The 8,470-nt window shown below is 42.6% G+C and carries 8 protein-coding genes and 2 pseudogenes; 1 reads left to right on the forward strand and 9 read right to left on the reverse strand.

What is annotated here, in order from left to right:
* Nucleotides 1-151: 151 nt before the first annotated feature.
* Nucleotides 152-2,809, forward strand: a complete 2,658-nt coding sequence (gene ppdK / locus C9889_RS02490; RefSeq protein ID WP_191985815.1) for a pyruvate, phosphate dikinase — start codon at nucleotides 152-154, stop codon at nucleotides 2,807-2,809.
* Between the two features lie 129 nt (nucleotides 2,810-2,938).
* On the opposite strand, the gene C9889_RS02500 is transcribed toward ppdK, so the two are convergent.
* From C9889_RS02500 to C9889_RS02535, 9 genes and pseudogenes are all read right to left on the reverse strand, one after another.
* Entirely contained in the window at nucleotides 2,939-3,850 is a 912-nt protein-coding gene (locus tag C9889_RS02500) for a carbohydrate kinase family protein (RefSeq protein WP_129596921.1), read from the reverse strand.
* A 13-nt stretch (nucleotides 3,851-3,863) separates the two neighbouring features.
* Nucleotides 3,864-4,208, reverse strand: a complete 345-nt coding sequence (locus tag C9889_RS02505) for a DUF555 domain-containing protein (protein WP_129596924.1) — start codon at nucleotides 4,206-4,208, stop codon at nucleotides 3,864-3,866.
* A gap of 161 nt (nucleotides 4,209-4,369) precedes the next feature.
* Nucleotides 4,370-4,650 (reverse strand): annotated as a pseudogene (locus C9889_RS02510) (DUF357 domain-containing protein).
* Between the two features lie 172 nt (nucleotides 4,651-4,822).
* Nucleotides 4,823-5,245, reverse strand: a complete 423-nt coding sequence (locus C9889_RS11060; protein ID WP_318531583.1) for a PfkB family carbohydrate kinase — start codon at nucleotides 5,243-5,245, stop codon at nucleotides 4,823-4,825.
* Complete coding sequence (locus C9889_RS11065; protein WP_318531497.1) at nucleotides 5,158-5,712, reverse strand: PfkB family carbohydrate kinase; 555 nt, start codon at nucleotides 5,710-5,712, stop codon at nucleotides 5,158-5,160. The genes C9889_RS11060 and C9889_RS11065 overlap by 88 nt, the downstream gene beginning before the upstream one ends.
* A gap of 13 nt (nucleotides 5,713-5,725) precedes the next feature.
* Complete coding sequence (locus C9889_RS02520) at nucleotides 5,726-6,070, reverse strand: DUF555 domain-containing protein (RefSeq protein ID WP_129596926.1); 345 nt, start codon at nucleotides 6,068-6,070, stop codon at nucleotides 5,726-5,728.
* A gap of 161 nt (nucleotides 6,071-6,231) precedes the next feature.
* Nucleotides 6,232-6,513: a DUF357 domain-containing protein gene (locus C9889_RS02525; RefSeq protein WP_129596928.1), complete on the reverse strand. Its 282-nt coding sequence runs from the start codon at nucleotides 6,511-6,513 to the stop codon at nucleotides 6,232-6,234.
* 10 nt (nucleotides 6,514-6,523) lie between these two features.
* Entirely contained in the window at nucleotides 6,524-8,158 is a 1,635-nt protein-coding gene (locus C9889_RS02530; RefSeq protein WP_129596930.1) for a helicase HerA domain-containing protein, read from the reverse strand.
* Between the two features lie 45 nt (nucleotides 8,159-8,203).
* Nucleotides 8,204-8,470, reverse strand: a pseudogene (locus C9889_RS02535) (diphthine synthase); the annotation flags it as partial.

Genomic DNA, 8,470 nt, shown 5'->3' on the forward strand with positions numbered 1-8,470 from the left:
AACAAAATTAATTCCCCGGAAATTATTTCATTCTTACTTAAAAATATGATGCATCGTTAAACCTTAATATAAAATGAACTATTGTGTCATCTACTAACAAACAGGACCCTACATATAATAAGGAATCTAAATTTCCATGGGAGGAAAGTTAGTGGCAGATAAAAAATTCGTTTATCTTTTTGGAAATAATAAAACCGAAGGAAAAAACAGCATGAAAGATTTGCTGGGTGGTAAAGGCGCAAACCTTGCAGAAATGGCAAACCTGGGTATTCCGGTACCTCCAGGCTTCACAATTACCACTGAAGTGTGTGTGCTCTATACAAGAGACAATCAATATCCACCCGGAATGCTTGATGAGGTGGACCGGGCTTTACAAAAACTCGAAAAAGCAAATAACAAACAATTTGGCGATCCGGACAATCTCCTCCTCCTTTCTGTTCGCTCCGGAGCACGGGTTTCAATGCCTGGAATGATGGATACTGTTCTCAATCTCGGCCTAAACGACAAAACTGTCACAGGACTTGCAAAAAAGACATCTAACGAGCGTTTTGCTTATGATAGTTACAGAAGATTCCTGACAATGTTCGCAGATGTTGTACTTGGAATATCTACTGAAAATTTTGAAAAGGTAATAGAATCCCAGAAAAAAGAGCTGGATGTAGAACTGGATACCGAACTGGACACGGATTCTCTCAAATACCTGGTCGAAAAATTCAAAGCAATAATAAAGGACAATACAGGGAAAGAGTTTCCACAGGATCCCAGAAAGCAACTCCAGATGGCAATCGATGCTGTATTCAATTCCTGGAACAACCAGAGGGCTATCAAATATCGCCGCCTGAACAATATACCCGACAACTGGGGAACCGCTGTAAACGTACAGAGCATGGTTTATGGAAATATGGGTGACAAGTCCGGAACCGGCGTTGCTTTCACACGTGATCCTGCAACCGGTGAAAAATGCTTCTTCGGCGAATTCCTCACAAATGCCCAGGGAGAAGATGTAGTCGCAGGAATACGCACCCCACAACCCATCGAAGCACTCCAGAATAGCATGCCTGAGGTCTATGATAAACTGGTGGACATCTACAGGAAACTGGAGAATCACTTCCGGGACATGCAGGACATAGAGTTTACCATTCAGGAAGGTAACCTTTACATGCTTCAGACAAGAACCGGGAAGCGAACTGCAAAAGCAGCTATCAGAATAGCCGTGGAAATGGAAAAAGAAGGCCTCATTGATAAAGAAATTGCAGTATCACGTATCGAAGCTTCACAGATCGATAAAGTCCTCCATCCAATGATAGATCCCGATGCAAACCTCGATGTGATTGCTACAGGATTACCGGCATCCCCAGGTGCAGCAGTCGGAAAGGTTGTATTCACAGCAGAGGAAGCCGAAGAAAAATCCAAGGAAGGAAAACAGACTATTCTTGTACGTACCGAAACCTCACCGGAGGATATCGGAGGAATGGCAGCTTCTGAAGGTGTACTCACTGTTCGCGGCGGAATGACATCCCATGCAGCAGTTGTTGCCAGAGGAATGGGTAAACCATGTGTTGCCGGCTGTGGCGAAATTACAATCGACATGGACAAAAAAGAATTCACCAACGGGAATGTTACTGTCAAAGAAGGAGACTATGTAACTATCGACGGCAGTACAGGAGAAGTCATACTGGGTGAAGTCAAACTCATTTCCCCTGAACTGAGCGGTGAACTTGATACAATTCTGGGATGGGCTGACAATATCAGGTCCATAAATGTCAGATCCAATGCCGATACCCCCCATGATGCAACTGTCGCAAGGGAATTCGGAGCTGAAGGGATTGGCCTTTGCCGTACAGAGCATATGTTTTTTGGCGAGGAAAGAATCCCTGTTGTTCGTGAAATGATAATGGCAGAAAGCAGTCAGGAAAGGAAAAAGGCACTTGAAAAATTGCTTCCCATGCAAAAGGAAGACTTTACCGGAATATTCCGTGCAATGGAAGGCTATCCTGTTACAATCAGATTGCTTGATCCTCCGCTTCACGAATTCCTGCCCAACCATGAGGAACTCACGGAAAAACTACGCGAACTGAAAACTAAGGGCGCCAAACAATCAGAGATCGCTGAAGTAAACAGACTGATAGGTGGAGTAGAATCACTCAAAGAAGTCAATCCGATGCTTGGCCACCGGGGATGCCGCCTTGGCATTACATATCCTGAAGTGTACGAGATGCAGGTCAAAGCTATTATTGAAGCAGCGTGCGACCTGAAAAAGGAAGGGCTTGAAATTGTACCGGAAATAATGATTCCACTGGTCAGCCATGTCAACGAACTCAAGGTAATCAAGGAAACAGTAAAATCCGCTGCACAGGAAGTAATTGATTGTAACGGTTCAACCATTGAATATCTGGTTGGAACCATGATAGAACTGCCAAGAGCAGCCCTGACTGCAGACCGTATCGCTGAAGAGGCCGAATTCTTCTCCTTTGGTACCAATGACCTGACCCAGACAACCTTCGGTTTCAGCAGGGATGATGCAGGAAAGTTCCTCCCATCCTATATAGAGAACAATATACTGGAGCAGGATCCATTCGCAGTACTTGATCAGGACGGAGTAGGTGAACTTGTCAAGATCGGTATTGAGAAAGGAAGAAACACAAATAGTGAACTTAAGATTGGTATTTGCGGGGAACACGGCGGAGAACCGGCTTCTGTAAAATATGGCCATAACGTGGGACTCAATTATGTAAGTTGTTCACCATTCCGCATTCCCATTGCAAGACTGGCAGCAGCCCAGGCTGTAATCGAAAACAAAAATAAATAAAACAAAAAAGAAGAGATCAGAGGGGCAATGCTCCAAAGTTCTCTTCATATCTTTTTTTCATAACATCCCATGTTGGCAGATTGGTCTGGCATCCAACACATTCCACTGCAAACGAAGCAACTGTTGAACCTATTTTGCCACATACCTCNAGAGGGGCAATGCTCCAAAGTTCTCTTCATATCTTTTTTTCATAACATCCCATGTTGGCAGATTGGTCTGGCATCCAACACATTCCACTGCAAACGAAGCAACTGTTGAACCTATTTTGCCACATACCTCAAAAGGTAGGCCTTTGCTGAAAGCCAAAAGGAATCCCGCCCTGTAACCATCTCCTGCCCCGGTGGGATTCACAGCTTTTACAGCTACGATAGGAATATCGATTTTTTTATCTTTACGATATATCTTACTTCCACTGGAATCACAGGTAACTACAATTGTTGAAATGGATTTTCTCAGGTCATCAAAAGACCTGCCAGTCATCTCTTTTACACGCTTGACCTCATGGATATTGGCAAAGAGAATATCCGTATTATCCAGTATCGTAACCAGATGCTCTTTTGAATAAGTAACCAGATCCTGCCCAGGATCAAAAGAAACAAACTCTGATTTCTGAGCCACCCGGGCATTGAAACTTGCCTCAGAGGTTGCCAGATGGACAAAATTCAGCGCTGGAGCTTCCATATCCGGCAATTTTGAAGATGATCCCCAGTAAAAGTAGGATGATTGGTTATGATTTGGGTCAGTATAGACAAAAGCTTTGGTACTTTCCTCACCTTCTATACGATAAATGAGAGAAAGATCAACACCCAGATTATCCAGATGTTGTTCATAGCCGCTTGTGGAAAAATCATCCCCCACAGCAGCAACCAGACGGGAGTAACCACCCAAATGCGCTATTGCTGCGGCAATATTGGCACCACCCCCTCCAAAAAGTACTTCATAGCTTGTTATCGGATAGGATTCATTGGATGAAGCGATATGTTCGACTTCAAATAGATAATCCAGTGCAGCATGTCCTACAACATCTATGGGGGCCGACATTAAATCTCTCACTTCATCTTACAAATTCTTCGACATCTATTACAGTAAGAGGTACATCCCTCAAGGTCCTTCCGATGACCGATTTGGCAATACGGGAAGCATGTTCTTCACTTTCAGCATCAAAAACTTTCATTTCCAGGATAAGGCCGACTATAGCAGTATTTGCTGCTATGAAAACACTACTAAAAGGTTCATTACAGGCAGGACAGAAAGTAGAACCCACATCAACTTCAACATAATCAAGTTGGGGATTGAGCCTCTTTCCGGCTTCAGCAATTGCTACACCAATGGCATCATCTGCGCTTTTCACATCCCTTACCAACCAGGCGGCTTCAAGGGTTACATGATAACTCGGCATACTTTTCGTCTCCAGGTCTAAAACTTCTACATTCTCTCAAATTAAAACATCGCCATCAAAACTAATAAGCACAAATAGTATATTAAGCAATAAACTCAGTCATATTCATTTCACTTATATTAATTCTCTGCTTAAACCAAATTTGAATAAGGTATGGCAGATCATATTGTAAATAACACATCATCATCTACATCAAAAATCCCAAGCCTTGCACCGGCATCCAGCCAGGCATGCCCATAGCTGAAACATACAAGGGCATTTACAGGATCCCCAATCTTAACGAAATGAAGACCGTCATTATAATAGGATCGAGCCATATCCAGATAATCATCTGCTACTTTCATCAAATGGGAATTGGCCCTTGGAGCAGGTTGTGCAAACTCCAGGGCTTTTTAAGCAATTTTTCATATCGTCCAACTTTCTCATTCAAATCCGCTGCCATTTATAACACCTTATTTATTTTCAGAGCCAAACAGCTTATTGAAAAGACCACCACTTCTTTCTTTGGATTGCGGCTTGGTTTCCTTTTAGGTGGCGGGGATTGGGATTTTTTTTCTTCTACAGGTTTGGTTACAGGTTCTGTTTTGGACTCTTTTTTGACACCTGGAGAGGCTTTAGGGCAATGCTCCAAAGTTCTCTTCATATCTTTTTTTCATAACATCCCATGTTGGCAGATTGGTCTGGCATCCAACACATTCCACTGCAAACGAAGCAACTGTTGAACCTATTTTGCCACATACCTCTACAGGAAAACCTTTCCTGAAAGCCAAAAGGAATCCCGCTCTGTAACCATCTCCCGCCCCGGTGGGGTCCACAGCTTTTACAGATACGATGAGGATATCAATTTTTTTATCTTTACAATATATCTTACTTCCACTGGAATCACAGGTGACTACAATAGTTGAAATGGATTTCTTCAGGTCATCAAAAGACCTTCCAGTCATCTCTTTTACACGCTTGACCTCATGGATATTGGCAAAGAGAATATCCGTATTATCCAGTATCGTAACCAGATGCTCTTTTGAGTAAGTAACCAGATCCTGGCCAGGATCAAAAGAAACAAACTTTGATTTCTGAGCCACCCGGGCATTGAAACTTGCCTCAGAGGTTGCCAGATGGACAAAATCAGCGCTGGAGCTTCTATATCCGGCAACTTTGAAGATGAACCCCAGTAAAAGTAGGATGATTGATTATGATTTGGATCAGTATAGACAAAAGCTTTGGTACTTTCCTCACCTTCTATACGATAAAGGAGAGAAAGATCAACATCCAGATTATTCAGATGTTGCTCATAGCCACTTGTGGAAAAATCATCCCCCACAGCAGCAACCAGACGGGAGTAACCACCCAAATGCGCTATTGCTGCGGCAATATTGGCACCACCCCCTCCAAAAAGTACTTCATAGCTTGTTATCGGATAGGATTCATTGGGTGAAGCGATATGTTCGACTTCAAATAGATAATCCAGTGCAGCATGTCCTACAACATCTATGGGGCCTGACATTAGACCTCCCACTTCATCTGACAAATTCTTCGACATCTATTACAGTAAGAGGTACATCCCTCAAGGTCCTTCCGATGACCGATTTGGCAATACGGGAAGCATGTTCTTCACTTTCAGCATCAAAAACTTTCATTTCCAGGATAAGGCCGACTATAGCAGTATTTGCTGCTATGAAAACACTACTAAAAGGTTCATTACAGGCAGGACAGAAAGTAGAACCCACATCAACTTCAACAAAATCAAGTTGGGGATTGAGCCTCTTTCCGGCTTCAGCAATTGCTACACCAATGGCATCATCTGCGCTTTTCACATCTCTTACCAACCAGGCGGCTTCAAGGGTTACATGATAACTCGGCATACTTTTCGTCTCCAGGTCTAAAACTTCTACATTCTCTCAAATTAAAACATCGCCATCAAAACTAATAAGCACAAATAGTACATTAAGCAATAAACTCAGTCATATTCGTTTCACTTATATTAATTCTCTGCTTAAACCGAATTTGAATAAGGAATGATGGATCATATTGTAAATAACACATCATCATTTACATCAAAAATCCCAAGCCTTGCACCAGCATCCAGCCAGGCATGTCCATAACTGAAACATACAAGGGCATTTACAGGATCCCCAATCTTAACGAAATGAAGACCGTCATTGTAATAGGATCGAGCCATATTCAGGTAATCATCTGCCACTTTCATCAAATGGGAATTGGCTCTTGGAGCAGGTTGTGCAAGCTCCAGGGCCTTTTTAAGCAATTTTTCATATCGTCCAACTTTCTCATTCAAATCCGCTGCCATTTATAACACCTTATTTACTTTCAGAGCCAAACAGCTTATTGAAAAGACCACCACTATCTTTCTTGGGATTGCGGCTTGGTTTCCTTTTAGGTGGCGGGGATTGGGATTTTTTTTCTTCTACAGGTTTGGTTACAGGTTCTGTTTTAGACTCTTTTTTGACACCTGGAGAGGCTTTAGATGAAGATTTATTGAGAATTTTCACGGATTCCCCACCATGCTTGGATTTCCTGACACGTATATCCACAAGAATCGGGCGTTCAATATCATTGCTCACCAGCATCGCAATCCCGGGCGGCAGGCGTAACAATTCTTCTTCTACATAGGAATTTACACCCTCCAGACCTTTACTGATGGATTTAAGGTCATTGGGGTTGGTAACTTTCAATATAATCTGGCTTCCACACTGTGAAAGTACATTTTTATCAACCCTTGCAGGCCTCTGGGAGATGACCAGCATCCCCAAACCAAACTTTCGCCCTTCTGAGGCTATTGTTCGGAGAATTTCGGAACTGGAACTCTTGCTATATCCTCTTTCAGGAGCAAAATTATGGGCTTCTTCCACAACCAGCATTCCCGGAGGGATCGTGCCAAGTTTGCGAGCTTCAAAAAGAGTATCACAGAGCTGGGCCACAATCATTGTCTGTATATGGGGAGGAACCCCTTTCAGGTCAATGATCGAGGCCTTTCCATCCTGCATTAACTCTTCAATCGGAGTGGGTTGAGGAGAAAGTATATCCAGCTGGTTAATATCTTCAAGTAAATTAATTACATTCCAGCGGGCTTTGCTTTCATTGTTACTGACCTCCCTGATTATATCATCAAGGAAATAGGTTTCCACATCAGCACGTAACCTGTGTACAGCTTCATAGAGAATGCCGGAATGGGTACTGTTAAAATTATCAGGAAATAAAGTCATCAGTTCACTGGGAGTGAGATTTACCCCGTTTAACCTGAAAAGATGATCTGCGTTTGGATTTATTGATTTATCGGCAGGAGTGTAAACCTGTATTCTGGAGCCGTATCCTTTGGATTTTATACCGTATTTTTTTAATTCACCAGTATTTCCACTGGCCGATTCTTTAATAGAAGAATACTCACTATGAGGATCAATTATCAACATGGGTACATTATGATCAAGTAATTCTTCAAGAATTACTCCGGCAGTATAAGACTTACCACTGCCGGTTTTTGCAAGGATGCTACAATGTTTCTGCACAAGACTGTTCACATTAAGGTGCACAGGAATACCGGTGCCTTCAAGCAATCCGATATACATGTCATCCCCCACAAGACCCAGTGTATCCCTAATAAGTGTATCATCTGCCAGATAGACCTGATCCCCGGGACTGAAAGGACTCATAGGCGCCCTCAAAAGACCACTATTATCCCTGCTTCCTATTATTGTGGCAGAGGCAACTATACGGTCATCATTTCGATCTTTTCTCTGCCCTTTTTTAGCTTCTTCCAGAGAATATTTTTCACTGGAGCGCACAATTGACAACACCTGCGCAAGTATCCAGCCATCTGTCTCATGCCATATTTTGACATAATGGCCTCTCAGAACTGCCGTACTGTCCGATATCAGGAACTTGAAATTAAGAGTTCCTGTTTCACCGAATATTACTCCTACTGAACCACGTACCATATTATACTCTCACCAGTAAATGATTTTTACACAGAATACTTCAAATTAATTTTCTTCCCCTTCTTCAAGGATAGATACAGGTGCACCCGCAAGTTTAACAAGGGCCTCTGCCTCGACAAAATGCAGATCTGCCGGAATAGCTACAATGTGCAGGGGAGAGCCAAAATCGTAACTTTCGAGATTTTCAGCAAAATCTGCCTTTACAATAGGTTTTTCAGAACCTGCGTTTGCAATACCTACAGCTATTGAACCTTTTATGAGATTTTGCCCTCTTTTTTCATCTATCTTAAGCAAAAGTTCAATTCCCTGATT

This window comes from Methanohalophilus profundi (genome assembly GCF_004137855.1).
Taxonomy (GTDB): Archaea; Halobacteriota; Methanosarcinia; order Methanosarcinales; family Methanosarcinaceae; genus Methanohalophilus; species Methanohalophilus profundi.